The organism is Providencia sp. LY12 (genome assembly GCF_057621555.1).
This window is the reverse complement of the sequence record NZ_CM172594.1, coordinates 607,967-634,326: the sequence shown is the minus strand read 5'-3', so window position 1 is coordinate 634,326 and position 26,360 is coordinate 607,967. Positions and strand designations below refer to the sequence as shown.

22 protein-coding genes are annotated in these 26,360 nt (G+C 44.0%); 3 read left to right on the top strand and 19 right to left on the bottom strand.

Going from position 1 to position 26,360, the window contains the following annotated elements; translation table 11 throughout:
• Window positions 1–29: 29 nt before the first annotated feature.
• From ubiB to ltnD, 14 genes are all read right to left on the bottom strand, one after another.
• Window positions 30–1,664 carry a ubiquinone biosynthesis regulatory protein kinase UbiB gene (gene ubiB, locus ACY3ZI_RS02780; RefSeq protein WP_211887834.1) on the bottom strand — a complete coding sequence of 545 codons (1,635 nt, stop codon included), beginning with the start codon at window positions 1,662–1,664 and terminating at the stop codon, window positions 30–32.
• Window positions 1,651–2,304: a ubiquinone biosynthesis accessory factor UbiJ gene (locus tag ACY3ZI_RS02775; protein WP_211887835.1), complete on the bottom strand. Its 654-nt coding sequence runs from the start codon at window positions 2,302–2,304 to the stop codon at window positions 1,651–1,653. Before ACY3ZI_RS02775 ends, ubiB begins: the two co-directional genes overlap by 14 nt.
• A gap of 1 nt (window position 2,305) precedes the next feature.
• Window positions 2,306–3,061: a bifunctional demethylmenaquinone methyltransferase/2-methoxy-6-polyprenyl-1,4-benzoquinol methylase UbiE gene (gene ubiE / locus ACY3ZI_RS02770; protein WP_036954951.1), complete on the bottom strand. Its 756-nt coding sequence runs from the start codon at window positions 3,059–3,061 to the stop codon at window positions 2,306–2,308.
• Between the two features lie 75 nt (window positions 3,062–3,136).
• Window positions 3,137–4,492 carry a DNA recombination protein RmuC gene (gene rmuC, locus ACY3ZI_RS02765; protein ID WP_211887836.1) on the bottom strand — a complete coding sequence of 452 codons (1,356 nt, stop codon included), beginning with the start codon at window positions 4,490–4,492 and terminating at the stop codon, window positions 3,137–3,139.
• Window positions 4,493–4,597: 105 nt separating this feature from the next.
• A complete protein-coding gene (locus tag ACY3ZI_RS02760) occupies window positions 4,598–5,128 on the bottom strand; it encodes a DedA family protein (protein ID WP_036954954.1) in 531 nt (176 codons plus the stop codon).
• A gap of 146 nt (window positions 5,129–5,274) precedes the next feature.
• Window positions 5,275–6,057 carry a tyrosine-protein phosphatase gene (locus tag ACY3ZI_RS02755; protein ID WP_036954957.1) on the bottom strand — a complete coding sequence of 261 codons (783 nt, stop codon included), beginning with the start codon at window positions 6,055–6,057 and terminating at the stop codon, window positions 5,275–5,277.
• A gap of 282 nt (window positions 6,058–6,339) precedes the next feature.
• The gene (udp, locus tag ACY3ZI_RS02750) at window positions 6,340–7,095 is read right to left on the bottom strand and encodes a uridine phosphorylase (RefSeq protein ID WP_006658334.1); all 756 of its coding nucleotides are present in this window, start codon (window positions 7,093–7,095) and stop codon (window positions 6,340–6,342) included.
• Between the two features lie 282 nt (window positions 7,096–7,377).
• A complete protein-coding gene (locus tag ACY3ZI_RS02745; protein WP_036954960.1) occupies window positions 7,378–8,754 on the bottom strand; it encodes a GntP family permease in 1,377 nt (458 codons plus the stop codon).
• An 11-nt stretch (window positions 8,755–8,765) separates the two neighbouring features.
• Complete coding sequence (denD, locus tag ACY3ZI_RS02740; RefSeq protein ID WP_487375945.1) at window positions 8,766–9,725, bottom strand: D-erythronate dehydrogenase; 960 nt, start codon at window positions 9,723–9,725, stop codon at window positions 8,766–8,768.
• A gap of 56 nt (window positions 9,726–9,781) precedes the next feature.
• A complete protein-coding gene (locus ACY3ZI_RS02735) occupies window positions 9,782–10,549 on the bottom strand; it encodes a DeoR/GlpR family DNA-binding transcription regulator (RefSeq protein WP_132497145.1) in 768 nt (255 codons plus the stop codon).
• A 9-nt stretch (window positions 10,550–10,558) separates the two neighbouring features.
• A complete protein-coding gene (gene otnI, locus ACY3ZI_RS02730) occupies window positions 10,559–11,338 on the bottom strand; it encodes a 2-oxo-tetronate isomerase (RefSeq protein ID WP_487375944.1) in 780 nt (259 codons plus the stop codon).
• A gap of 10 nt (window positions 11,339–11,348) precedes the next feature.
• The gene (gene otnC, locus ACY3ZI_RS02725) at window positions 11,349–11,990 is read right to left on the bottom strand and encodes a 3-oxo-tetronate 4-phosphate decarboxylase (RefSeq protein WP_487375943.1); all 642 of its coding nucleotides are present in this window, start codon (window positions 11,988–11,990) and stop codon (window positions 11,349–11,351) included.
• Window positions 11,983–13,260: a 3-oxo-tetronate kinase gene (gene otnK, locus ACY3ZI_RS02720; protein WP_487375942.1), complete on the bottom strand. Its 1,278-nt coding sequence runs from the start codon at window positions 13,258–13,260 to the stop codon at window positions 11,983–11,985. The genes otnC and otnK overlap by 8 nt, the downstream gene beginning before the upstream one ends.
• The gene (gene ltnD, locus ACY3ZI_RS02715; RefSeq protein ID WP_211887841.1) at window positions 13,257–14,165 is read right to left on the bottom strand and encodes an L-threonate dehydrogenase; all 909 of its coding nucleotides are present in this window, start codon (window positions 14,163–14,165) and stop codon (window positions 13,257–13,259) included. The genes otnK and ltnD overlap by 4 nt, the downstream gene beginning before the upstream one ends.
• A gap of 421 nt (window positions 14,166–14,586) precedes the next feature.
• Between ltnD and ACY3ZI_RS02710 the strand changes: the two genes are divergently transcribed.
• Window positions 14,587–14,976, top strand: coding sequence for a YidB family protein (locus ACY3ZI_RS02710; protein ID WP_154626130.1), 390 nt, complete (start codon window positions 14,587–14,589; stop codon window positions 14,974–14,976).
• Between the two features lie 57 nt (window positions 14,977–15,033).
• Here the strand turns inward: ACY3ZI_RS02710 and metE are convergent, their stop codons facing one another.
• A complete protein-coding gene (metE, locus tag ACY3ZI_RS02705) occupies window positions 15,034–17,313 on the bottom strand; it encodes a 5-methyltetrahydropteroyltriglutamate--homocysteine S-methyltransferase (protein WP_487375941.1) in 2,280 nt (759 codons plus the stop codon).
• Between the two features lie 108 nt (window positions 17,314–17,421).
• On the opposite strand from metE, the gene metR reads away from it, so the two are divergent.
• Complete coding sequence (gene metR, locus ACY3ZI_RS02700) at window positions 17,422–18,378, top strand: HTH-type transcriptional regulator MetR (RefSeq protein WP_154638713.1); 957 nt, start codon at window positions 17,422–17,424, stop codon at window positions 18,376–18,378.
• On the opposite strand, the gene ACY3ZI_RS02695 is transcribed toward metR, so the two are convergent.
• The 3 genes from ACY3ZI_RS02695 to ACY3ZI_RS02685 all read right to left on the bottom strand — a co-directional run bounded on the left by ACY3ZI_RS02695 (window position 18,275) and on the right by ACY3ZI_RS02685 (window position 22,517).
• Complete coding sequence (locus ACY3ZI_RS02695) at window positions 18,275–19,162, bottom strand: carboxylate/amino acid/amine transporter (RefSeq protein ID WP_211887843.1); 888 nt, start codon at window positions 19,160–19,162, stop codon at window positions 18,275–18,277. The two genes, metR and ACY3ZI_RS02695, sit on opposite strands and share 104 nt — an antisense overlap.
• Before the next feature lie 66 nt (window positions 19,163–19,228).
• Window positions 19,229–20,878: a Na+/H+ antiporter gene (locus ACY3ZI_RS02690; RefSeq protein ID WP_036955001.1), complete on the bottom strand. Its 1,650-nt coding sequence runs from the start codon at window positions 20,876–20,878 to the stop codon at window positions 19,229–19,231.
• 292 nt (window positions 20,879–21,170) lie between these two features.
• On the bottom strand, window positions 21,171–22,517 hold the full coding sequence (locus ACY3ZI_RS02685; RefSeq protein ID WP_036955005.1) for an NCS2 family permease: 1,347 nt from the start codon (window positions 22,515–22,517) through the stop codon (window positions 21,171–21,173).
• Window positions 22,518–23,070: 553 nt separating this feature from the next.
• On the opposite strand from ACY3ZI_RS02685, the gene ACY3ZI_RS02680 reads away from it, so the two are divergent.
• On the top strand, window positions 23,071–24,756 hold the full coding sequence (locus ACY3ZI_RS02680) for an ArnT family glycosyltransferase (RefSeq protein WP_487375940.1): 1,686 nt from the start codon (window positions 23,071–23,073) through the stop codon (window positions 24,754–24,756).
• Between the two features lie 68 nt (window positions 24,757–24,824).
• Here ACY3ZI_RS02680 and ACY3ZI_RS02675 read toward each other — a convergent pair whose 3' ends face one another.
• Window positions 24,825–26,021 (bottom strand): MFS transporter, encoded by a 1,197-nt coding sequence (locus ACY3ZI_RS02675; protein WP_211887844.1) that lies wholly within the window; start codon window positions 26,019–26,021, stop codon window positions 24,825–24,827.
• Window positions 26,022–26,360: the final 339 nt, after the last annotated feature.

Here is a 26,360-nt window from a genome sequence, read left to right as displayed (position 1 = left end):
TTATAAACTTGTCGCAAAACAAAGTCTACTTAATTATCCTCTCCTTTACACCAACCTACAAGCCACGACAATGCACCTACAGCCATAAATGCTGCTGCAATTCGGGTTAAGTCAGAAATAAAGAATAAGCTACCACAAAGAATAAAGGTCGCCCCAATTCCTAATAGGTACTGTGATTTACGTTGTTTAGTGCGTTGGTGCTTTAACTCTTGTGTAAGCTGTTCAATATTGGACTGCAAGAAACGGTGCTGCTTTAATGCCCCATAGATCAAATCAGGGATTTCTGGCATTTTTTCCGCCCAATACGGCGCTTTTTCTTTTAACGCTTTGGTGATAGCCGGAATGCCCACTTGGCTATGGATCCAATCCTCTAAGAATGGTTTTGCTGTTTTCCATAAGTCCAACTGTGGGTATAACTGACGACCCAAACCTTCAACGTACAATAAGGTTTTCTGCAATAACACCAATTGCGGCTGAACTTCCATATTAAAGCGACGAGCAGTATTGAACAGATTCAATAACACATGCCCAAATGAAATCTCAGCTAATGGCTTTTCAAAGATAGGCTCACAAACGGTGCGAATAGCAAACTCAAAATCTTCAACATTGGTATCTGGCGGAACCCAGCCGGAATCCACATGCAATTCAGCAACTTTACGATAGTCACGATTAAAGAAGGCAATAAAGTTTTCAGCTAAATAGCGCTTATCTTCTTTGTTAAGCGAACCCACGATCCCACAGTCGATACCAATATAAAGCGGATCTTCTGGATGATCGTAGCTAACAAAAATGTTGCCTGGGTGCATATCTGCGTGGAAGAAACTGTCACGAAATACCTGAGTAAAGAAGACTTTGACGCCCCGCTCTGCCAGCAATTTCATGTTCGTACCTTGCGCTTCTAATGCCGCAATATCCGAAACAGGAATACCGTAGATACGCTCCATGACCATCACGTTTTCACGGCAATAATCAGGGTAAACTTCTGGGATATACAGCATAGAGCTGTTTTCAAAGTTGCGTCGTAATTGGATAGCGTTAGCAGATTCGCGAAGAAGATTTAGCTCATCAATTAAGGTTTTCTCGTACTCGCGCACAACTTCTTTAGGACGTAAACGTCGTCCATCAGGAAGAAGAGGAACCCAATTGGCGATACGGTACATCAGCTTAATGTCCGCTTTGATGACAGGCAAAATATCAGGGCGAATAACTTTTAAAACAACATCTTTGCCATTTTCTTTTAATGTTGCAGTATGAACTTGGGCAATCGACGCAGAGGCAAGAGCCTGCTCATCAAAGTTATCAAACCACTGCTCTAACGGGCCACCAAGTGACTCTTCAATATAACGACGGGCTAATTTACCATCGAAACTCGCCACTTTGTCTTGTAACAATGACAGTTGGTCAGCAATTGCAGGAGGGAATAAATCTCGGCGAGTCGACAGCATTTGACCAAATTTGATCCAAACCGGCCCTAATTCTTGCAATGCTAAGCGCAGTCGTTCACCAAGATCTTTATCTTTGTGTTTGTTTTTGATCCAGAAAAAACCTAACCGCCCAACTCTTAAAGGCAATGTCAGCTTAATTTTAGGGATCAGCTCATCTAGTCCATAAGAGAGAAATACCCGAATAATGAAGTAAAGGCGTTTTATTTCACCGGGAGTCATTCTTCTCCTCCAACTGATTGAGTCGTTGTTCTAACTGACTCATTGAATTTGAAACCTGCTCAACTTCATCGCTAAAGTGCACTAATTCCAGCTGGCTTGGTGCCATTTTCCACTCTTCCAGAATAATGTCTTTAACGTATGTTTTTTGACGACTGACTAATCGAGACGCGAGGCAAGCCCCTTTACCCAACACTTTACTGATGCCTTCTGCCGCAATATCACCAATATAAGGCGATAAATAATGAGCTGGGTTCCAGATAGCTAAATCCAGTAATGAAGACCAATGTTGAACAATTTGCATATCGCCTTCAATCACAATATCGCCATTATTGATAAGTTGTGAAAGCTGCTGCTTATCTTTCAACTTAACCAATGTAAACAGTGACGTTTTGATAGTGCAATCCGCAGGTTCCTGCCATTCACTTAATACATCAACATGATTTTCAGCAAAAATAAGTGTCAGAGTTTTATTCAGCTCTTTAAGCTCAATCCCCATCACTTTACCTGCTAAACGCATTCTTGCAGGTTGCAGGACTTTTTCCTTGAACAACATATGGTTCAAGGAGGTTTCCATTAATGCCGTCATCAAGGAATACAAAACAGTATTAGGATTTTCAATATGCGCTGATGGTGCTTCCATCTTAGAATTTAAACCCTTTATGTAATGCAACAATACCACCGGTCATATTGTCATAAGAGACTTGCTCGAAACCTGCGTTTTCCATCATTCCTTTCAAGGTTTCTTGATTTGGGTGCATACGGATAGATTCAGCGAGGTAACGATAGCTTTCAGGATCATTCACAATCACTTGACCGATACGCGGTAAAATATGGAATGAGTAAGCATCGTAAGCTTTGTTCAGTGGTTCAAGAATTGGTTTAGAAAATTCAAGCACTAACAGGCGTCCACCCGGCTTCAATACGCGGAACATGGAGCGTAATGCTTTATCTTTATCGGTGACGTTACGTAAACCAAAAGAGATGGTAATACAGTCAAAATAGTTATCAGGGAATGGCAACTCTTCTGCGTTAGCTTGTACGTAATTAACATTACCAACAATGCCTAAATCGCGCAGTTTCTCGCGTCCCATTTTTAACATTGAATCGTTAATATCTGCGAGAACCACTTCACCTTTTTCACCCACAAGGCGAGAGAATTTTGCAGTGAGGTCACCGGTTCCACCAGCAAGGTCAAGTACACGTTGATTACGACGCACACCACTCGCTTCGATTGTGAAACGTTTCCAGATACGATGAATACCAAAAGACATTAAGTCATTCATCAGGTCATATTTAGAGGCTACAGAGTGAAAAACATTTGCTACTAGGCCAGCTTTTTCTTCTTTCTCTACAGTACGGAAACCAAAATCGATGGTTTCTTTTGTTGGTTCGGTCATTTCTATTATGCCTGTTAATCGTTCAAACTTTTTTGTGAAGTGTACCAGCCTTTGAGTGAAAACCCTATTATAACTCTAAGATTCCGCACAATTAGACTTGTCAGCCCGCTCAGCTAGCTGAGGGTCTATAGATTGCTTAACTTCCACACCTAACTCTTTAAAACTTTCCGCTTGAGCAAGCAAATTACCTCGGCCTTCAGCAAGGCGCTTCATTGCTGAAGAATAAGTGTGATTTGCTTTCTCTAAACTCGAGCCCAATACCTGCATATCATCAATAAATAAACGCAGCTTATCGTACATTTTAGCGGCTCTATCTGCGATTTCTTGAGCATTTTGCTCTTGCCGTTCATAGCGCCATAAATTATTAATGGTACGCACTGCCACCAGCAAGGTGGATGGGCAAACCAACATGATATTCAGTTTTAATCCTTCATCAAGTAGTTCAGGTGCTTCTTTTAATGCTAATAAATACGCAGGCTCAATCGGAATAAACATGAGCACATAATCTAAAGAGCGAACTCCCGGTAATTGATGGTAGTCCTTGCGACTGAGCATTTTCATATGGTTACGAATGGAAGCCACATGCTCTTTTATGCCTTGCTGCTGCTGTTCTGGGTCATCACTATTAAAATAGTGTTCATAAGCCACCAGCGACATTTTCGCATCGACCACCACATCCTTGCCTTCAGGAAGATGGATAATCACATCGGGTTGGTATCGGCTATTGAAGCCGGTGTTGATACTCACCTGAGTTTCAAATTCACTGCCTTTTCGCAGCCCTGAAACTTCTAAAATCCGCGTTAAAATCGTTTCCCCCCAGTTCCCTTGGATTTTGTTATCTCCTTTTAGGGCTCGAGTTAAGTTGACCGCTTCTTTGGTCATTTGATTATTTAACTGCTGTAATTGGCGGATTTCATAAGTGAGTGTATGGCGCTCTTTGGCTTCTTCGCCATAGCTTTGCTGCACTTGTTGGCGAAACCCTTCAAGTTGCTCACGAAACGGTGACAGCATAGCCATTAAATTTTTCTGATGTTGTTCGGATGCTCGACGTTCGTTCTGCTCAAAAATACGGTTCGCTAAATTTTCGAACTGAGCCGTAAGGCGTTGCTCGCTGTTTTGTAAAATCCGTTGTTTTTCTTCATTGGCAAGTTGCGTCTGTTCAAAGCGGGTCATCACTTCCCGCAGCTCTGCTTCTTGTTCGCGGTTAATATCCCGCTGTGTACGTAGCTCCTGATCGAGCCTGTCACATTCCTCTTTCCACTGGGCTAAATGCACATTTTTTTCATCGCTCACCGCCAATTGGCGGTATACCTCTTGTAGCTCTCGCTCTTTTCCCGCTATTTTTTGGACAATAGAAAACCAGACCGCTAAACCGCCGACCAAAATGCCACTTAAGGCGCCAATAATTGCATATAAAAGAGAGGTATCCACGAATCAATCCTTACTTTTTAAAATCTAGAGTAAGGTAATTGGATACTGTATAAGTGTCCAGAGGTAAATCTCCCAACGGCTACTTTTTGCGAGTGGCTTCGCAGCTTATCCCATCCAGCTCGCAAACCAACGTAAACCAAGCGCACCGGGGGCTAAAATACCAAACGCCCAAATCATCGCAGAGGCTAAGTTAGCGACTTGGAAATGTCGTTGCCGCATTTCACAAATCCCTGCAACAAGCGGTACCACCGCGCGTAATGGTCCAAAGAATCGACCGAAGAATATTCCCCAAACACCCCACTTTTCAAAGAAGCGATGCCCTTTGTCGATCATTTCAGGATTGCGGGAAATTGGCCACATTTCACGAACTTTTTCTTTATAGTGAAAACCAAACCAATAAGAGACCCAATCCCCAAAAAATGCACCTAATGCAGCGGCTAACCAAATCGGAAAAAAGGCAATTTCACTTTCACCAATCAATGCGCCCAGACCAAGTAAAATAACGGTCGCAGGGAGTAATAACGATAAAAACGCGAGGGATTCACCAAACGCAAGAATGAAAACAATAGGGATCGCCCACACTTCATGAGCGCGAGTAAATTCTGTAATGACCGTGACAATTTCATTAATACTCAAGGGCGAATTCCTACAGTTTAAGATTGATTTGTTAACTATAAGTCGACTAAGTAACTATTATTCAGCTAAGTAAACATATTATAGTTCTTGGAAGTAAATAAAGTTGCAACAAAACTGACGCGTTGCAACTTCAATTCCGCAGAGGTTTATTCGAGGAAATAACTTTGAAGTACACCGCGCTGAGCGTTATCTAAACCAAAGTCTTTTTCTAGCCAGTTATCCACGCTTCCATAGTTATTTTCTATGCTTTTCAATGCAGTTTGTAAAAACTCTTCACGAACAGAAAATACATACTCGAATTTTTTCACCACATTTTCACTCATGGTCTTGGAAAATTCTTCGAGTAAATGGTTACGAAATGGCGCTAACGTCTCGTTCGTTAAAAGGTAATCATCCATCACAGTATTCACATCTGCGCCCAGCGCAAACAGCACGAGAGCCGAGCCAACCCCTGTCCGGTCTTTACCCACAGCACAGTGTTGCACAAGCCCACCTTTTTCTGGCTGCTTCAACATGTTCACTAATTGGTGATAAGCGGCATTGTTCAACGGAAGCAACTCATAGAGGCGGAACATAAAGGCTTGAGGATCAAACTGTTCCAGCACTTCAGGAGTGAGTTTATCAAGGTTTGCACTCACTTCTTTTGCCAGCGGGTTTGCAGGGGCATGCACATAATGAGCGCCACTCCACACCACATCTGGTTTATCTAAAATTTCAGCTTCATCGCGATAATCGATGATTTGGAAAAGGTTTTGTGACTGTAAAACTTTTTCATCATCTTGGGTTAAGCGGTCGAGCGCCCCAGAACGAAATAAAACACCGGGCTTTATTTTTCCACCATTGGAAAGCTTTTTTCCCCCTAAATCACGAAAGTTAATTCCACCGGTTAAAGGCAACACAGAGGGGTGAAGGTAAGGTTTTGTTGACATACGTTTTCCCTTTTTAGCTCTGTCATTGCTCAAACTAAAAATAAACGAAATCATCAATTACTTGTAATTTGAGTAACTTAAGAGGCTTCTATTAATTGTTTTAAATGACAATAACAGATTCATAGATGAAGTGAATAAGAAAAACGCGAGAAAATAAATTTTGCGCTGATCAATTAGAGATACAAGAATATTTAAGATACGTGGGTATAACGATGATAACTGAACCCGTTTACCGAAAATCCACAACCGAGTGAAGTCAGTAAACGGGTCAGCTAATTAGGATTACAGCAGGCGGCGAGCAGCTTCGACAACGATGCTCAGAACATTGCCTTCTGTTTTTTTCAATAGAGCTTCATTTGGAATTTCTTGCTGAGTACGGTTTACGATAACCCCAGCCACCATACCCGCACGCAGGCCTTGGCTTGCACACATAGTTAACAGTGTTGCTGATTCCATTTCATAGTTCATCACGCCCATGTCTTGCCACTCTTTCATTGAGCCTCTGAAGTGGCGCATTACGCGACCTGTATAGGTATCGTAACGTTCTTGACCAGGGTAGAAGGTATCGGAAGATGCGGTAATACCGACGTGTACGGTTGCACCCGCTTCTGTCGCCGCAGCATACAGCGCATTAGTACAAGTGAAGTCAGCGACTGCTGGGAATTCCAGTGGTGCAAAGTGCTGGCTTGCGCCATCTAAACGAACAGCACCTGTGGTGACAAGTACATCACCCACATTGATGTTTTCTTGGATTGCACCTGTTGTACCAATACGTAAGAAAGTACGGATACCTAACTGAGCCAGTTCTTCAACTGCGATAGAGGTTGATGGACCACCAATACCGGTTGAGCAGACAATCACAGCTTTGCCATCAAGCTCGCCACGCCATGAGGTGAATTCGCGTAATGAAGCCAGATGTACAGGGTTGTCCATCAGACGTGCAATTTTTTCAACACGGTTAGGATCCCCAGGAACAATAGCAACGGTTGCACCCTGTAAGTCACTCTTTTTTAAACCTAAGTGGAAAACGTCAGACATATCAAACTCCTTTACACAATGGCATCATTGAATTAGTACATTATTGTCAATATAGCGCTTAGCTTTGATTAATTTAGTGACCAATATCTACTTTAATGGAAACAGATTCACTTGAATTTCATTAAAACGAGATCATGATCACAAATAAGTCTTATTGAGATGAATGTGAATAATGAGATACACCCAGTATAGATGAATGTTTGTGATTATCGAAAGAAAGCGCCCGAATGGGCGCTTTTATTAGGCAGAAGAAAAAAATACTATAATATCAATGTGCTAGATTTACAGCACGACATCAAGGATCAAGACCCCAACCAACCCGATAGCCCAAGCTATTGTTGTTGGAATAGACCAAACAATCATTTGTTGTTTAACGTCTTTGATCCCCATCATTCTGTTCACCACCCAGTAAAGGCTGTCGTTAAAGTAACCGAAGAACAGAGATCCCATCGTTGCCGCTTGGGCCGCAACTAATAAGTTGATATCAGGAATTTGGCTAATGATTGGCGCAGAAATCGAAGCTGCGGTGATCATTGCTACCGTTCCAGACCCCTGAATTAAACGCACTAATGTCGCGATAATAAACGGGATTAATACAGGTGTAATCGGTAAATTCGCCACATGCTCCGCAAGAATGGTTCCCGTCCCGCTATCACGCAATACTGCCCCTAATGCTCCACCAGCACCGGTCACAAGCAAGATGATACCCGCCGCTTGCAAACCTTCTTCCATACGGTCGATAACTTCTTCTTTCGACGCTTTTGGCATTAACGTATAGACCGAAATCAGGACGCTAATGGACAAGGCAATGATCGGTGCACCCAAGAATTGGAATGATTGGAAATACCAGTTATCATCCATGCCTTGGAATGCGGCTGTTTTCAGTAATAACCCGTTGATAGCATTAATGAAGATCAACAGAATTGGCGTGATGATTGGTAACAATGATAAGAATAAGCTTGGTAATGGTTTGTTGGCTTTTTCTTCCATGTAACGCGCATGCACTTCTTTTAAATCTTCGCTGCCCGTCTCATCTGGCATGAATTCAGGGTATTTAGTTCCCAACCATTTGGCGTAGAACACAATCCCGATGACACACGGCACTGCCAGCGTCATACCCGCTAAAATCATGGCACCAACATCAACCCCGAAGATCCCGGCAACACCGAGAGGACCTGGAGTTGGTGGCACAGTATGGTGGGTAACCACTAAACCACCCGCCAATGCGACACCAAGGGTTAAAATGCTGCGTTTTCCATTCTTCGCTAATGCTTTTGCCAGCGGATATAAGATAACGAATGCAGAGTCTACAAAGATAGGAATACTGACAATATAACCGGTAATTGCCAGCGCCCACTCTTCGCGTTTTTTACCTAACCATTTGATAAAACTATAAGCTATCTGCTCAGCAGCACCGGACACTTCCAGCACCCTTCCCATCATTACCCCGAGACCGATAACAATACCAATGCTACCGAGGGTCGAACCAAAGCCCTTTGTAATAACGGTGACGGTTTCCGCTGCAGTTAATCCCCCTGATAACCCTGCGATTGCAGCCGCAATCAACATCGCTAACAAGGCGTGAACCCGCGTTCGCAATACTAAAAAGATAAGGACAAATATGGCCACCGCGAGGCCAATAATAGGAATATAGGACATTATTTAATCTCCTATTTTGCACAGCCGTAGTGCTTAATGAAGGAACGGATCGCATCGCTAAATGACCCATCAGCTTTAAAACCTAAATCCAGTGCACGGCGAATATCGAATTTACCCGGCCAGCTTGCCACAATGCGGTTGACGGCTTCATCAGGCTCAAAACGAATTAAATCAACCGCTTGTTGACCAGCGACATCACGCAGGGCATCAATCATCTCTTGCACTGTCACGGTGATCCCCGGCAGGTTCACAGTACGTGAAAGACCAAATTTCTCTGCTGGAATTGAAACCGCATGGATGAAGTTGTTGATCACCGTTTCTGGGCTAGATAACCATAACGCCAACTCTGGAGACACTGGGCAAACACTCTCAATCCCATTTAGAGGCTCGCGGATAATGCCACTAGCAAAAGAAGATGCTGCTTTATTCGGAACTCCCGGGCGAATACTAATGGTAGGTAAGCGCATCACGCGTCCATCCACATAACCTTTACGGGAATAGTCGTTCACCATCAATTCACACATGGCTTTTTGAGCACCATAAGAAGACTGAGGGTTAACAACACACAGGTCTGTGATCACATCCGGTAATTCACCGCCAAATACCGCAAGGGAGCTGGTGAATAAAAACTTGATGGCAGGTTTTTTCGCGCGAGCAACTTCAAGCAATTGGCGAGTCGCATCGAAGTTCACTTTCATGCCTAAGTTAAAATCACTTTCAGCATGGCTACTGACAATCGCCGCAAGATGGAATACCACGTCAGTTTGCGCGTCAATCAGCTTATCTGCGGCTTCTGGCTGGGTTAAGTCTAATGCAACGCAACTCACGCGAGGATCTTCAATAGGCGATGTAGGGCATTGAATATCCGCTAAAACGAGTTGGTTAAATTTTAATCCTTGGTTGTTTTTAAGCAAAGCAGCGGCTAGCTGCTGGCCCAGAAAACCTGCGCCACCAGTAATAATAACTTTCATTGTCATTCTCCTTGCTATAACCCTGCCGGGCTATGCATCAGTAGGTAAGATGTTTTTTATGTATTTATTAAATGAAGTTTTATGTTTTTTTCGAGTATCTGTTGCACCACATCAGACGGTAAATGTTGGTCACAAATGATGTCGTGCAATTGATCTAATGGGCAGACACGGAACATACCGTATTTACCGAATTTACTGCTATCTGAAACCAGTACACACCGACGAGCGACATCCAATAAAGTTTGTTTTATTTGGACTTTTTCCTCATGTGGCGTGGAAACCCCATGTTGCAGATCCCATGAGCTAGTGCTAATAAACGCAATATCCACGTTTAATGTTTGCAACATAGCGGCCGCCGTATTGCCAACACAGGAATGGTTGCGTTTATCAACCTGCCCACCAGTGTGATACAAGTTCAGTTGTGATTTATTCATCAAATACTGCATGATGGAAAAATCATTGGTCACAATAGTGAGATTAAAACGCTCACCCAATACGCGGGCAATTTCGAAAGTAGTGGTGCCTGCATCGAGGTAAACCACCTGACCATCTTCAACCAGCGAACTGGCAAATTGACCGATTTCACGCTTCGTTTGATGATGAAGTCTTGCCTTTTCGCTCCACGGTAGCTCTTGGCGTAACGCATCATTTAATCGAACACCGCCGCTAATTCCGACAACCTTCCCTTCCTCTTCCAACATGCGAATATCACGTCGAACCGTCATATGAGAGACATTCATTAAGCCAACTAAGTCATTGATAGACACAGTTTGATGCTCATAGACATAGCGATAAATAAAATCACGACGTTCGGAAGGGATCATTCGGTTCTCCTAGGAATTAGCTTGTTTTAGCCAGCCTAAACCGTCTTCGGTGCGTCCTGCTGGGTGATATTCACATCCCAGCCAGCCTTCATATCCCATTTCATCAAGTTGATTAAAAATCCATGGGTAATTGACTTCACCGCTATCAGGTTCATGGCGAAAAGGTACTGATGCTATCTGAATATGACTAAATTTACCCCAAAGACGCTCAATTGTTTTCAATAAGTCACCTTCCATAATCTGGCAGTGATACAAATCCAATTGAATGAACACGTTTTCGCGATTGATTTCAGGTAACAGCGCTTCAGCCTGCTTTTGGGTCGTTAAGAAATACCCCGGCATATCGCGGGTATTAATCGGCTCGATAAGCACACGAATTCCGTGCTCAGCCATCACATCCGCAGCATGCTGTATATTCTTAATAAAACACGCTTTTTGCTCTTCATGTGTAAACTTGTCATCCACTTTGCCCGCCATGGCATGCACTTGTTTACAGCCTAGTGCTAAAGCGTACTTAAGTGCGGTTTGTACACCTTGAGCGAACTCGGCTTCACGACCAGGAATAGATGCCATTCCACGCTCGCCAGCACCCCAATTCCCCGCAGGCATATTAAATAATGCTTGGGTAAGTTGATATTTTTTCAATTCACCCGCAATAACATCCGCATCTTCTTCATAAGGGAAAAGATACTCAACGCCCTTAAAACCAGCCTGAGCGGCACGTTCAAAGCGTTGAATAAACGGAACTTCGTTAAACATCATACTGAGATTTGCTGCAAATTTAGCCATGTCTATCGCCTCATTTCTGTGGATAACGGCTTTCGAGCTCATGAACCTGCTCTTGCGTTAACGTGGTGAAGCCGTGTGGGCGCAATGTAATGTATAGGCGCGCGGTATCTTCTAATTCTTCCGCATTGAAAAACGCCTGCCTTAAGGTTTTTCCGCCAACAACAGGGCCGTGGTTAGAGAGTAAAATCGCATTATGATAAGGTGCTAATTTTGCGATTTCTTCACCAATACGGTCATCACCCGGTGGTAAATATTCAATCAAAGGTAATTTGCCCACACGCATTACGTAATAAGGTGTGATCGGTGGTAAACAGTTTGCGGTATCTAAATTCGGCAAACAGGATAGAGCCGTTAGCCAAGGTGAATGCAGATGAACCACCGCTTGGCAATCTGGACGCTGCAAATACATTGCCATATGCATGGAAACTTCTTTTGTTGGTTTGTCACCATCAATCCAGTTACCTTGCGCATCGAGCTTGCTCAGGCGCTCAGGATTTAAATCGCCAAAGCTCGAGTTAGTCGGGGTGACAATAATACAGCCATCCGGCAAGCGTGCGCTGATATTGCCTGCACCACCGCTGCTGTATCCGCGATTAAACATTGACTTCGCCCAATCCACTAACTCTTGGCGTAGCGCCTTTTCATTACTCATTAACCATCTCCTGTGCTAACTGGAAGAAATTCTCTTGACCAAAATTGCCTGATTTCAGTGCTAACCAGTTACCGCTTGCTAAGTCTTGTACCCAAGGCACACCCGGCGCGATAGGTGAGCCAATACTTAATTGTTCAGTTCCAAGGCTTTGAACTACTTTTCCAGACGTTTCGCCGCCCGCGATAATAAAAGTGTTATAACCTTGCTGCTGAAGTAACGTCACTACTTGACCAAACACATTTTCTACCGCGGTACTCGATAATGCGGCACCGTATTTTTCCTGCGTTTGCTTCAATAACTCTGGTGGTTGGGTGGCATATAACAGAGGCGCTAACCCAGTGATTTTCTGGTCTTTAACCCATTGTGCCAATACGGTTGCATAGTCTGAATTATTGATGCATTCACCCACATCTAGCGCTTTGCTAGGTGCAACTTGCTGATAGCTTTGTACTTGCTTGTTGGTCATTAGCGAGCAACTTCCCGATAGAATGACCGTTTTTCTGTCTTTACCCGTGGGCTTAGTGCCGCGGCTTCCCCCTTGTCCCCAAGCCACTTGGCTATCAATATTCGCAAGGGCAGCCCCCAATCCTGACCCGCCCGTTAATAAAGGCAGTGATTGCGAAGCCTGAGCAATAGGCAGTAAATCATCCATCGTGAAGCTATCCATAACCGCATAACTGATACCCTGCTGGCGTAGCTGTTCTAACTGTTCAGTGATGGCGGCGCTGCCCTTTTGCACTGTCGCAAGATTAATCAGCCCTGCTTTACCGGCTGACTGTTTTTCCATTACGCGCATCAGGTTGGCATCAGTCATTGGTGTGACTGGGTGGTGCTGCATTCCACTTTCATTGAGCAATTGACCATTAACAAACAGGTGCCCATGTACCACGGTTCGACCGTTAACGGGCAATGCAGGGCATACTAATGATAATGACGTACCCAACTGCTTCATCAGTGCATCGGTTACTGGACCAATGTTGCCTTTCTCTGTTGAATCAAAGGTTGAGCAATATTTAAAGAAAATCTGCTGACATTTCGCTGATTCTTTCAGCCAGCGGCATGCATTTACCGAGGCACTAATGGCTTCATCCACTGGACAAGAACGGCTTTTCAAGCTCACCACAATGGCATCCACATCTTGAGGGATTGGAGTGTTTTCATTCGGCTCATTCAGTAGCTGCACCACTTTCCAGCCGTTTTGCACCATAAAGCCTGCAATATCTGTCGCGCCGGTAAAATCATCAGCAATCACACCTAATTTCACTGTCATGCCTTTTTCTCCGGTAAAGCAATGCCCTTAAAAGTTTTGATAACGGCGCTATCATCCTGTAAACCAAAACCTTCATTGCTGGCTGAGATAAACATTTGATGCGCCGTTGCTGCCAATGGCAGTGGAAAATTCAGCGCTTTTCCGGTTTGCATCACCAAACCGAGATCTTTCACAAAAATATCGACTGACGATTTAGGGGTATAGTCTCCATCAAGCACATGCTGCATACGGTTCTCAAACATCCATGAGTTGCCAGCTGCATGGGTGACGATGTCATACATCACATCTAAATCGATGCCCGCTTTTGCCGCCAGCGCCATACTTTCCGCTGCAACCGCAATATGTACCCCCGCCAATAGCTGGTGGATAGTTTTCACTGTGGAGCCAAGACCGATTTCATCCCCCACACGATAGAGACGCTCTGAAATTGCATCAAATACCGTAGAAAGCTGAGCGAATAGCTCAGGGGAACCCGATGCCATGACGGTCAGTTTGCCTTCTGCCGCTTTAATCGCTCCGCCAGATATAGGCGCATCGACTAATGGAAGCTGGTATTCAGCAAGGCGCTGCGCGATTTGTTTTGTCTGCTCCGCAGCCAGTGTGCTGTGCAACACAATGACAGTATTTGGACGAAGCTTCTCGACCAGTGGCTTCTCACCACCAAATAAAATCGCCTCAACCTGCCGACCATTAACGACGACCATAAGTAGCGCATCTAGCTGTTGTGCATACTGCGCGGCATCTTGCCCTGTGGCTTGTGCCCCATATTCGAGTAGCGCCTCACAGGCTTGTGGATTTAAATCAAACCCATAGGTTGGGATCTTATTTCTTATTAGTGATTGCGCGATCCCCATCCCCATCGAACCCAGACCAATAACGCCAACATGGTTAACGGTATTTTTCATCTAGCCCCCTGATGTTGTCAGTTCCAACAAATGATAAATTCTGGTGAATACGGTTAGTTTTGGTAAACACTGTGAATTCTGGTGAATGTTGTGAATTTTCACATAACCAAATTCACAAACACATGACTATCATCACACTAAAGATAATATAAATTTTAAACAATTAAACCTTAATATACTGATATATATTGATTTTTATATTTAACATTCTGATGCTACCCTTCACAAGAAAGTGTGATAAAAATTGTGACCGATTTGGTTGTTTTCTGACCTACTGGTTTTTATACCTATTAAATTCCCTCTTTGTTTCTGATTTTCATTGACCTGTTGAGTAAATTCCCCAAAATAGCCGCCTATTATTTTTTGTAAAATGTTCCATACTTGGTATTGAACGCATCAATTACGTTATCGAGGAGTCAAAATGGGTCTGTTTGATCAAGTGTTAGGCATGGTTGCAGGCGATAAAATGCAACAGTTTCAATCTGTTATTGATTGGGTTGAAAAGCAAGGCGGGCTCTCAGGTGTCGTCGATAAATTTAACACTGAAGGCTTAGGCGGGATCGTTTCATCCTGGATTGCTGAAGGTGAAAATTTGCCAGTTAATGCTAGCCAATTAATGCAAGTTTTCGGTGATTCAGGGATCCAAGAACTCGCTCAACGCGTTGGTTTAGATCCACAGCAAGCAACCGATATGGTCGCTAAATATTTACCGACTATCGTAGATAGCGCGAGCCCGAATGGTGTGCTACCTGAAAATATCGATTTAGCCTCAATTGGCATGAACTTACTGAAACAAAAACTGTTCGGTTAAGATCTGCACTCAGCACAGATAACAAAAAGCCCACTTCAAAGTGGGCTTTTTACTGAACTAGCTTTGATACTCACTTCGCAGTTTTTTCGCCGCTTCCACCATGTTTGCCAGTGCTTGGCGAGTCTCTGTCCATCCACGAGTTTTTAAACCACAGTCTGGGTTTACCCATAAACGCTCCACCGGCACTCGCTGCGCAGCTTTACGTAATAGCGCCACAATCCACTCTACATTTGGGACATTAGGCGAGTGAATATCATAAACCCCCGGACCAATTTCATTTGGGTAATCAAAATCTTCGAATGCATCTAATAAATCCATATCCGAGCGCGAGGTTTCAATGGTGATAACATCAGCATCCAGCGCAGCAATCGAATCCATGATGTCATTAAACTCGCAATAACACATATGGGTGTGAATTTGCGTCTTATCATCGGCGATAGCGGCACTTAATTTAAAGGCATCCACCGCCCAAGTCAGATAGTCATTCCATTCATCACGACGCAGTGGCAGCCCTTCACGTAATGCAGGCTCATCAATCTGAATAATACCAATACCCGCTTTTTGTAAGTCATCCACTTCATCACGCAATGCCAGCGCAATTTGCTTGGCTATCGTTTCACGGCTGACATCTTCCCGAGGGAATGACCAACACAGAATGGTCACCGGACCTGTCAGCATTCCTTTAACGGGTTTATCCGTCAACGACTGCGCATACTTGGCCCACTCCACAGTAATGGCTTCTGGGCGGCTAATATCACCGATGATCACAGGTGGCTTCACGCAGCGAGAACCATAACTCTGTACCCAACCATTTTGCGTAAAAACATAACCATCAAAGTGTTCACCGAAGTATTCCACCATGTCATTTCGCTCAGCTTCACCATGCACGAGGACATCAATATCCAGCAGCTCCTGTTCCTTGATAGCTTGCTTGATGTGCTCACTGATACTGGTGCGGTAATTCAGTTGGTCTACATTCCCTTTTTTGAAATCAAGGCGCAAAGAACGAATTTCACTGGTCTGAGGGAAAGAGCCAATTGTCGTGGTTGGCCACAATGGCAGATTAAAACGTTGGCGCTGAAGTTCAGCACGCTCTACATAAGGGCGAGTACGCTCGGTATCTTTCGCGTTAATTGCCGCTAAGCGCTGAGCGACCTGTGCATTATTGACTCGAGAAGAGGTGCGTCGAGCACGAATTGGTGCACTATAGGTTTCTAACGCTGCAATATTTTCTGCCGTTGGTTGATTGAGTGTTTTCGTCAATAGCGCCAGTTCTTCACATTTTTGCAGCGCAAATGCAAACCAGCTTTTCACTTCGGCATCCAGACGCGTTTCATCATTTAAATCAATCGGACTATGCAGTAATGAGCAAGATGAACCAATCCACAGAGTGCGCTCTCCTAGCAGCGGTTTCACCCGTTGGAATTTCTCGCCTAAATCCCCTTTCCATACGTTGCGGCCATTAATTAATCCGAGCGAAAGCACCCAGTCTGCAGGAAGCGCTTGATGCAATGCTGCGATATCATCCTTGCCCGCCACCACATCCACATGTAGCCCTTGCACTGGCAGTTGTTTAATCACATCCAAGTGATGGCTGATACCGTCAAAATAAGTGGTTAATAATAAGTTAGTTTTACCCGCTAGGGATTGATACGCTTGTTGGTATGCGTTCTGCCATTCAATAGGTAAATCGAGTACCAGTGCTGGCTCGTCAATTTGCACCCATTCCACGCCTTTTTCAGCCAGTCGAGCAAGAATTTCTTGGTAAGCAGGCAGCAGATCCTTCAGCAAGGATAGGCGGTCAAAGGCTGGTCCCTTCACTTTTCCTAACCACAGGTAGGTAATTGGACCAATGACGACAGGTTTAACGTTATGACCGAGTTTTAATGCTTCGTCGACTTCGTCAAACAGTTGATTCCACGACAGTTTAAATTGTTGCCCTTGCTGGAATTCCGGCACGATATAGTGATAGTTAGTATTAAACCATTTGGTCATTTCTCCCGCTGCCGCTGGCTTGCCTGTTGGCGCACGACCACGAGCCACACGGAATAAGGTATCTAAATCAACAGAGCCATCTTCATTTTGATGACGTGGCGGAACGTTTCCTAGTAATAAACTGGTGGTTAAAACTTGGTCATACCACGCAAAGTCACCGACGGGTAGCAGGTCTACACCTGCATTTTTTTGTTGTTCCCAGTGACGAACACGTAATTGATAACCTGTTTCAAGAAGTGCAGATTGGTCAATTTTGCCTGCCCAATAATCTTCTTGTGCACGTTTGAGTTCTCTTTTCAGACCGACACGTGGAAAACCAAGTGTATGATTTATAACAGACATATTGACTCCTTAAAATATTTAGCCGTCTAGATGTTTACACATCTATAATCAACAGGTACTGTATAAAGCACAAGCGCAAATTATTCATCGTCTACTTGAAGGTTTCTCATGATCGAATTAAAACATTTAAAAACGTTGCAGGCGCTCAGCCAATACGGATCATTAGCTGCCACTGCGACGCACCTGCACCAGACTCAGTCTGCGCTATCTCACCAATTTAGTGATTTAGAGCATCGCTTAGGCTACAAACTGTTTGTTCGTAAAACGCAACCCGTCCATTTCACGCCGCAAGGGGAAGTTCTGCTGCAATTAGCGCAACGTATTTTGCCAATGGTGAAAGATGCCATTCGTGTCTGCAATGAACCGACGGTCAGTACGCTACGTATCGCGATTGAATGCCATAGCTGTATTCAGTGGCTGACCCCTGCATTGCAACAGTTTAGACAAGCATGGCCACAAGTGACCGTAGATTTTAAATCTGGCGTAACCTTTGACCCGCAACCCGAGTTACTTTCGCGAGAATTAGATATCGTGATGACCTCTGATATTCTTGCGGATCAAGATTTACATTACACGCCGATGTTTGATTATGAAGTGAAGCTGGTAGTGGCGAATGACCATCCATTAGCTAAAAAACCGTTAATTGAGCCTCATGATCTTGCCAAAGAGACATTGCTAATTTATCCAGTTCAGCGTCAACGTTTTGATATCTGGCGTCATTTTTTACAGCCAGCCGGTGTTTCACCCAATATCAAAACCGTCGACAATACGCTGATTTTAATTCAGATGGTGGCGGCTAAAATGGGAATTGCGGCACTGCCACACTGGGCGGTGGATTCCTTTGAAAAGCAAGGTTTGATTACGACGAAAACGTTAGGAAGTGGGTTATGGAGCCGACTGTACGCTGCATGTCGTGAAGGGGAACAGCGCCAGCCAGCCATTGAAACATTTACCAATACCGCTACTGATCACGCGGTGGAGAATTTGTCTTACGTGAAGCCGGTGCGAGGATCCAGCGCTTATGCACCCACAGAGACGCAATTATCAGGCTCGACCCAATGGTAAAACTGAGCCAATTAGGATGTTGCTGCCAAATGGCAAAGTTCACTAATAAACCTGCTGGAACCATCATGTTATTCATTATCGCGAGGGTTCCGGCATCCACTTTCGTGGCACCATAGTTCCACAGAAAGTAGCCTATCCCTGACGCAACCACACCCAACCAAAGTAAAACTATCCATTGAGCTTGGCTTGTCGGCACCATCGCCTTATTCCCAAACAGTAGCCATCCTATTAAGGCAATCAACGTCGCACCGAGATAGAACCACGAAAAAGCTTGATGTTGGGGAATCGGGTGCACTTCCATTAAGCGCTTATAGCCTACTTGCCCAAGTGCAAAGAAGATGTTGGCGAGCTGCACAAACATCAATCCAATCCAGAATGATTCGCTAAGGTGATCATAACGAATAATGGCAGCACCAATCACGGCTAATATCGAGCTAAACAGGTAGCCTTTACGTAGTCGCTGGCGCTCTAAAAGATCGTAAATCAACGTGACATATAGCGGAGTTAATACCGTAAATAGCAAAAATTCTGCCACGCTCAGGTATTTATAGGCTTGGAAAACAAAGTAATACATGATCCCCAGCTGGCAAGCGCCCACCAGCATATACAGTGAGATCACTTTGGCACTGAAGTTGCGCCAACGCAGGAAAGGTAGGAATACCAAAGAGGCTAAACTCACACGGATAAGCACAGATAGCCAGCTATCCACCTGCCCTGCGAGGTATTCCCCCATTAAACTAAAAGACGCTGCCCAGAGCAGCGTCGTGAAAACGAGTAACCACATTGTTGTTCACTCTCAAGCACAATGATTTAACAAACAAGATGCCCGTAGAATACTCGTTTTTTCGTTTTAATGCTCTTTTTCGATCAGTACGGCTTCTAATAAATCCAGGTCCACCAGCAAACTTTGCAAGGTTTCATTGCTAATTTTTCGTGTTGCGCGTAAGTGATAGAGCTCACCGCGTTCTGCACGTAGCGCCGTTAAGCGAAAACGCCGTTCAAGGTCTTCAATCTGCAAGTTGTGTTCCATCTCGTCTTGGTCGGCAGTTCGACGACGTAAATGACCAATCACCCTTGTCGCGACTTCGTTGATGTCTTCCGAGTCTAATTGCTCTTCCACATCCGCCGATAAACGCTCTTGCATCTTGTTCAAGCTGACAATCGCCACTTCGGCCATTGCGGCTTTCGCCATACGGATCTCGTTGATATCCGCCTCTTTATCCCCCACTTTAAAATTGCGCAGCAGAAGCGGTAACGCCACAACGCCCGCAAAAATGGAGAATAAAATGACCCCTGCGGCGATAAACACTAGCTGGTATCTTGCAGGGAACGGAGAACCATCGGTGAGAAACAATGGCACCGAGAGCACACCGGCTAAGGTAATTGCCCCACGAACCCCGGCAAACGACGCTAACCACAATTCACGGACGGTATAGCTCGCGAACTGTAATGGGCGTTTTTTCAGGAATAGACGGCTGAATCTCTTCATCAACCACAGCCAACAGAAACGTAAAATCAGCAAAGCAAAATAGATGATAACGACCGCGGTAAACAGCATCCAGGTTTCGACGCTTGGGTCGAGTTCTGCTTGAATAACCGATGTTTCCCAAATCCCCGGTAATTGCAGACCGAGCATAATGAACACTAAGCCGTTAAAGACAAACTCTAACATCGACCAAACGCTATCAGCACGTAAACGCATCGCCAAAGGCGCATTGCGGATAACGCCGGATTTGGTGATAGTCATACCCGCAGCAACCGCTGCCAAAATACCTGAGAAACCGATATGTTCCGCAATCATGTAAGAGGCGAATGGTAACAGCAGCATGAAGACAATTTGCGTTGCTGGGTCATCCCCACTCCAGCGGCTCATTAAGCGCAGAGACTTGCTGTATAACCATGTAACAGCAACACCTGCCAACAAACCACCGACTGCGACTTTAAAGAATTCGATTGTGACGCCCGATACGCTGAAGACCATCGTTCCCATAGCAATCGCCACGGCGAACTTCAACGCCACCAGACCGGAAGCATCGTTCATCAATGCTTCCCCTTCGAGTACGCTCATCATACGCTTGGGAATTCGCCCTTTCCCAACGATAGAGGACAATGCCACCGCATCCGTTGGAGAAAGTACCGCAGCCAGCGCAAAGGCGGCAATAAGCGGGATACCGGGCATCAGCCAGTAAATCAAATAACCAATCCCGATAACGGTTACCAATACTAGCACTAATACCAGAATGAAAATTTCTCGTCCATTCTGGAAAAATTCACGGGTAGGAGTTTTCCAACCATCGACGAATAACAGCGGTGGAATCAACAGAACCATAAAGAGTTCAGGGTCAAAAGAAACGTGTAACCCAAACTGAGGCCACGCTAATAATGCACCGATAGCAATTTGAATAAGAGGAAGGGGAATACGGATGGGAATGACTTTCGTCACCACACCAGAAACAGAGACAGCCAAGATCAAAATAAGAATAGTAAAGAAAATTTCCATGTTGCCCTTACTTATTAACTAATGCATACCCTAAATATCGCAGCTTAAAGTATAACGGGAGAACCCAAAATTTGCCTGCCGCCGCATAGTAAGAGATAGCACCGTCCAGACCATGAGATTTTCAGTCAAGGCAGCCACTGGTTAAAAATAGGCATTTTCACTTCATTTACCGCCTTAGCACTATTCTATCCTTAACAGGCTATCTGACGGGAAAATAATTTGGACTTTAGAACGAATCGCAACAATCCGTTAAAGGGCGACAGCAGCTGCCGCCCTATCATTAGAATTACCTTTAGATAGCGAGGTCGGCAGCATAAAACGCTACCAGCAGAACCGCGATAACTACGCTACCAATATTCAGTTTACGCCACTCACCCGCACAAATACGCCCGATAACCAGTGATGCGAAACCTAACATAATACCGGTGACGATATTACAGGTTAATACGATGAATACCGCACACAGTAAACCTGACATCGAATCCACAAAATCATCGAAATCCAATTTCGAGACATTGCTCAGCATCAGCAGACCCACATACATCAGCGCTGGTGCTGTCGCATAGGCAGGTACCAGATAAGATAATGGCGATAAGAACAAGATAAATAAGAATAAAACACCAACAACTACGGCGGTTAAACCAGTACGACCACCTGCTGCGGTTCCTGCTGCGGATTCAATGTATACCGCGGCTGGTGATGCGCCGATCGCCCCAGCAAAAATGCTGCTGACAGAGTCAGCGGTTAATGCTTTTCCACCATCGATAATCTGACCGTCTTTATCCAGCAAGTTCGCTTGACCCGCAACAGCGCGGATAGTCCCTGTTGCATCAAAAACTGCTGTCATCACTAATGCCAGAACACTTGGCAGAACCGCCGCTTGAAGTGCGCCCATGATATCCATACTGAACATCAGCGCTAAACCATCTTCACCGAATGAAGGCAGTTTAAAGAAACCTTGGTATTTAACGGCTGGGTCGAAAATCAAACCAATAATCGAAATCGCGATAATGACTAATAACACCCCACCTGGTACACGGCGTTTTTCTAAACCGAAAATTACCGCTAAACCAATCAGAGACATTAAAACAGGGAATGAAGTGAATTCACCCAACGCAACAGGTAAACCTGCATTTGGGTTTTTAACCACTAAGCCAACGCCCGTTGCTGCTATCAACAATAAAAACAGACCGATACCAATACCCGTACCGTGAGCCACACCCATTGGCATGTTACGTAAAATCCAACTACGGATACCTGTCACAGAGATAATGGTGAATAAACACCCCATTAAGAACACGGCACCCAACGCAACTGGAATACTAATGTGTTGCCCTAACACCAAGCTAAAGGCGGTAAATGCGGTTAATGAGATTGCACAGCCAATCGCCATCGGCAGATTCGCCCATAACCCCATCAATAAAGAACCGAAACCCGCCACTAAACAGGTTGCGATAAACACAGCAGTAGGTGGGAAACCTGCTTGTCCTAACATACCCGGCACCACGATGACAGAATAAACCATCGCTAAGAATGTCGTTAATCCCGCAATGATTTCGCGGCGCACTGATGAGCCACGCGCTGTGATCTTAAAATATGAATCCAATTTGCAATTGGATGAAGCCTGTTGGCCTGCCATGGTATACCTCTGCTATTAATTTTAGAAAATTCTATGTCACTATTTTTGCTAAGCTTTTTATAAGCATTTATTCATTTTTTGCTTGGTAACTTAGCGAACATCGACTCAAACTGAAACTCACGTAAACGATTACTTTTTTGGAAAATATTCACTGAACCGAGATAACAGGTAAACAAAATGACTCTCTAGGGACAGTGCGCAAACGTTTGGCTTTTAGAACAAAGTGAGGCGAATTGTGAAGAGCGTAATTATCGTTCGAAAGGGGGGAATTGATCAAGTGTTTTATGGCTGGCCATTTTTTAACCATGAACCATAAAAACTGTGTCATATTCTTACAATCTTCCATAAAAGTCAGTCATATTCCGTTCTATATACTCTTTGTTTAAATATACGCGTGAGAGTGTTGCTAAAATCCCCACTAATATTGAGTTTTTAATAAATAGTCTGTTTATGAACATATTTATTTTCTAATACTAATTAAATAACTCATTTCCCTGGTGATTATTTTTATAAATATATTTTTTAATAATACTTAACATTCGCTATAAATATTATGTCAACCATTACAGCCTCAATTAAAACAATACCAAAAAGTGCCTTAATACTTTTTGCTGTATTTTTACTGATTTATCTCCTTCCCGGGATTTATGGGCATAGCCCATGGAAGCAGGATGAAAACTACAGTTTTGGTATTATTCAAACGATGTATGAAACGGGTAATTGGCTGGTTCCTACCAATGCGGGCGAGCCTTTTATGGAAAAACCGCCATTCTATTATTGGACGGCAACGGTTTTTTCTCATTTATTATCGGGAATGATGCCGTTATACGATGCCGCACGCAGTGCGAGCTTATTTTTTTCTATTATTAATTTTTCATTTTTTATTTTATTAGCTCGTCGCTTTTTTAAATCCGATAGTTTTTCAGATGCCCGTATTTGGACTGCCTTTGCGCTGTATATTTGTGCGCCGGGAATATTGCGACACACCCATGAAATGTTCACGGATGTTTCATTAATGACCGGAGCAACCATCGGTTTATATGGCTTATTAGGGTTAATTCAGCAACAGAAAATTACCGCGTCCGCCTTCTGGCTCTGCCTTGGCACCATTATCACCACCTTATCTAAAGGCGTGTTTATTCCCGGCGTTCTATGGATCAGCCTATTTTTGGCACCTGTATTTCTTATTCAATGCCGATCTAAACAGTTTTGGCTACCCGCACTATTCGCGGGTTTGGTTGCCCTCATTGCAATTCTACCTTGGCCAGTCATGCTGTATGTACAGCATCCCGAGCTGTTCGTGACTTGGTTTTGGGAAAATAACATTGGTCGCTTCCTTGGATTCTCCGTTGAGAAGTTAGGGGCTAAAGCCAATTTCACGCGTATTCCTTCTGCAGTCGCATTTTTTGCGCTTCCTGCTGGGCTACTGGCAACTGCCTATTTGTTACGTCATCCGCTCAGACGCCTGCGTGATCATAATGAATATTTGATTGCCATATTTCCTGTCCTTGGCGTGGTATTCTTGCAAATGTCTGCCAGTGGGCGAGCGCTCTATTTACTGCCCTTTATTGCTCCGATGGCGCTCCTCGCTGTACAGGCTCTTGACTGGTTTTCAGAGAAAGTCTTAAACGCATTCGCACGCTTCGCCGCCTTCTTCTGGTCTGGGGTAATTCTCTTTCTGTGGGTTTGCTACGCTATCGTATTAACGGGTCATCACGCCCAATGGTTGCCTGTTTTTGGTCGTTGGCTACCTCTTGATTACCAAATGCATTTTTCTGTATTTGCGTTGATAGCGGGTATTTTTATTACCTGTTTTTGGTTCTTCCGCAATCATCTTATTTCCTCATCAAGCAGCGCTTTCCAAGCGATAAGAAACTGGTCACTGGGAATGGTGAGTGTGTGGAGCATTATTCTCACATTATTTGTTGGTTGGATTGATTATTCAAAAGGCTACGAAGGGGTTTTCCTGGATCTTCGACATCATTTAGAAGGGCAATTTACCCAACATGACTGCATGGCTTCCGAAAACCTTGGGGAATCAGAAGCGCCGATGCTCTATTACTACACCGGTATTTTGCATCAAAGACAGATGGAATTTGAAAAACCACAACAGTGCCGATGGCTGATTGTATTATCCAAAGAAGTTCAACCAGCTCCTGAAGGCATGGAACTGTTTTGGTCAAACCATCGTCCTGATGAATTTCGTGAAAATTTAGTGGTTTATCGAGTGATAGAATAGTTGATAGCGAATAAAAATCCCCGAGATAAAACTCGGGGATTTTTTAATGCATTGGTGATAAAAAGACGTTACTGAGCTTGTTGCTCAATAGCTTGAGCACCATATTTTTCACGGGTAAACCATAAAAATAGTCCCGCTATTCCAATCAATAATATCGGCAGACCTGATGGCGAAATCGCCGTTGCAGCGCCAGCCAATAATGGACCAGAAAGGTTACCAATGCCCCATAACATTGCCGCTGCGGCGTTAGCAATAATCAGCTCATTCCCTCTGAAGTATTGACCAATCTGCACTAAAGCGATGGTGTAAATGGCGCCAGCTGTCGCCCCTAACACAAACAATAAAACCCAAATAAAGACAGTGTGAGTAATTAAGAATGGCAGCAGCATGCTGGCCCCTAACGTCACCACGCCGCAAATACGGTACAATTTTTCGCGATTCATATGATCAGCTAACCAACCAAACGGCATCTGCATAATCGCATCCCCTGCCAAAATTGCGCTGATCATCATCGCCGCAACCGCCTCGGTATGCCCCATACCCATCCCGTAAATTGGGAACATCGACAAGATAGTGCCATCGAAAAAAGCAAAAAATAGGATCCCGGCACAAATTCCAGGAGCCACTTTCACGAATTGCACAATTGAAAAGTTAGATTCTGACGCCGTTTCTGCGAGCCTATCTCCCACTTTCTGATCCATCAGTAGGAATAAAGCCACAGAAATTAAGTGAATCAAGGTACAAATAAACAGAGGCGATTTATCTTCCACACCGTAATAAGCAATAAATGACGGACCTAATAATTGGCTTACGGTAAATACCGTCGTGTAAATCGCCAATATCCGCCCTCTCTTGTTTTCAGGGGATAATTCGTTGATCCACGTTTCCCCCAAGCAAATCATCACACCGCTTGCAAGTCCCGTAATCAACCGCAAAGGGAAAAGTAGCCATAAAGGCAATGAACTTAGCAGTGGCAGTAAGCTAATGGCGGAGATCACCGTCGCGATTAACATCGCTTTGCGCTTTCCACACCACTTTACAATACGCTGTACCACAGGGGCAATCAAAAACATTCCCAAGGCAGGAGCCGCAGAGATAATGCCAATGTACAATTCACCCACACCAAAATTATTCAGTCTCAGCGCCACCATCGGGATACTGAGACCAATCACGATGCCGATAACGGCAATGCTGGTTGTAATCGTAAAAATAGCAAAAGAAGCAGAACGTCGAAAATGTTGAAAACTCGAATTAGCAGGGCTCATTTTTGTATTAATCTGCTCAATTAGGATTAATTGTCAGATATAAACTCCGAAAAGATATTATTTATTTGAAATAAAACGCTGTAACATATTCAGTCATTAGAATAATACAAATTAAATTATATCATGAATTTATTCAACAAAATAACACACTGAAAAAACAATAAATCTTATTTTTATAACTATGTATTTAAAAAATAATTTTTAGATTATTTTTCCATTTATTCGCATTCGGCAAAATATTATTTTCATAATATCGTGTTTCTGACATTTCATATTTAAGATGTTAGAATTGGCAGCAGAAATGAGAATTTATAAAAATAATATTGTGGAAGACAGTGT

Excerpts from the sequence above, each read along its gene's own strand:
- ubiB (WP_211887834.1), bottom strand. The coding sequence starts at position 1,664 with ATGACTCCCGGTGAAATAAAACGCCTTTACTTCATTATTCGGGTATTT.
- ltnD (WP_211887841.1), bottom strand. The coding sequence starts at position 14,165 with ATGAAAAATACCGTTAACCATGTTGGCGTTATTGGTCTGGGTTCGATG.
- ACY3ZI_RS02710 (WP_154626130.1), top strand. The coding sequence starts at position 14,587 with ATGGGTCTGTTTGATCAAGTGTTAGGCATGGTTGCAGGCGATAAAATG.
- ubiE (WP_036954951.1), bottom strand. The coding sequence starts at position 3,061 with ATGACCGAACCAACAAAAGAAACCATCGATTTTGGTTTCCGTACTGTA.
- metR (WP_154638713.1), top strand. The coding sequence starts at position 17,422 with ATGATCGAATTAAAACATTTAAAAACGTTGCAGGCGCTCAGCCAATAC.
- denD (WP_487375945.1), bottom strand. The coding sequence starts at position 9,725 with ATGAAAGTTATTATTACTGGTGGCGCAGGTTTTCTGGGCCAGCAGCTA.
- ACY3ZI_RS02745 (WP_036954960.1), bottom strand. The coding sequence starts at position 8,754 with ATGTCCTATATTCCTATTATTGGCCTCGCGGTGGCCATATTTGTCCTT.
- ACY3ZI_RS02695 (WP_211887843.1), bottom strand. The coding sequence starts at position 19,162 with ATGTGGTTACTCGTTTTCACGACGCTGCTCTGGGCAGCGTCTTTTAGT.
- ACY3ZI_RS02775 (WP_211887835.1), bottom strand. The coding sequence starts at position 2,304 with ATGGAAGCACCATCAGCGCATATTGAAAATCCTAATACTGTTTTGTAT.
- metE (WP_487375941.1), bottom strand. The coding sequence starts at position 17,313 with ATGTCTGTTATAAATCATACACTTGGTTTTCCACGTGTCGGTCTGAAA.
- ACY3ZI_RS02735 (WP_132497145.1), bottom strand. The coding sequence starts at position 10,549 with ATGATCCCTTCCGAACGTCGTGATTTTATTTATCGCTATGTCTATGAG.
- ACY3ZI_RS02680 (WP_487375940.1), top strand. The coding sequence starts at position 23,071 with ATGTCAACCATTACAGCCTCAATTAAAACAATACCAAAAAGTGCCTTA.
- ACY3ZI_RS02755 (WP_036954957.1), bottom strand. The coding sequence starts at position 6,057 with ATGTCAACAAAACCTTACCTTCACCCCTCTGTGTTGCCTTTAACCGGT.
- ACY3ZI_RS02690 (WP_036955001.1), bottom strand. The coding sequence starts at position 20,878 with ATGGAAATTTTCTTTACTATTCTTATTTTGATCTTGGCTGTCTCTGTT.
- otnK (WP_487375942.1), bottom strand. The coding sequence starts at position 13,260 with ATGACAGTGAAATTAGGTGTGATTGCTGATGATTTTACCGGCGCGACA.
- udp (WP_006658334.1), bottom strand. The coding sequence starts at position 7,095 with ATGTCTGACGTTTTCCACTTAGGTTTAAAAAAGAGTGACTTACAGGGT.
- ACY3ZI_RS02675 (WP_211887844.1), bottom strand. The coding sequence starts at position 26,021 with ATGAGCCCTGCTAATTCGAGTTTTCAACATTTTCGACGTTCTGCTTCT.
- otnC (WP_487375943.1), bottom strand. The coding sequence starts at position 11,990 with ATGAGTAATGAAAAGGCGCTACGCCAAGAGTTAGTGGATTGGGCGAAG.
- ACY3ZI_RS02685 (WP_036955005.1), bottom strand. The coding sequence starts at position 22,517 with ATGGCAGGCCAACAGGCTTCATCCAATTGCAAATTGGATTCATATTTT.
- otnI (WP_487375944.1), bottom strand. The coding sequence starts at position 11,338 with ATGGCTAAATTTGCAGCAAATCTCAGTATGATGTTTAACGAAGTTCCG.